General features: G+C 59.8%; 1 protein-coding gene. It reads left to right on the forward strand.

Annotated elements, in window-relative coordinates; all coding sequences use genetic code 11:
* The coding region (locus LHP98_RS19310) for a hypothetical protein (protein ID WP_227254168.1) at positions 1–287 on the forward strand (287 nt) is incomplete at its 5' end.
* Positions 288–428: the final 141 nt, after the last annotated feature.

Here is a 428-nt window from a genome sequence, read left to right on the forward strand (position 1 = left end):
TCGTCCATGAGATCTTTACCCTGACGACGAAGGCAAGACACCAAATGGGCGATTGGAAGACGGATACGGTAGCGCTCCTGCGAGCGTGCTGCGCCCATGCATCTCGATCTCACAACAGTGCCCTGCATAGGGCTAACTGCAAGGCGATCGATGCGATGAATGCCGAGGCGGGCGGCGTTCCTCCGGATCTGCTGGTCTACGCTCTGGTCTGGCGCGAAATCACCAGCCGGCAGAGGATTGGAGGCCGGCTGAACCCGCAAACATACGCAGCCCCGGAGAAGCACTAGGGTCCAGACTCATTGTAACCGTCCGGGCTGGCCGCTCTGCCGAGGTTGGTGCTTAGAGGATAGTGTCCACTATCGGATAATGGACACTATCGGGGTAGCTTGTGACGAAGCGGCGGCAGCGGCGGGTTTGGACTGACGACG

The organism is Rhodobacter sp. Har01 (assembly GCF_020564565.1).
Taxonomy (GTDB): domain Bacteria; phylum Pseudomonadota; class Alphaproteobacteria; order Rhodobacterales; family Rhodobacteraceae; genus Pseudogemmobacter.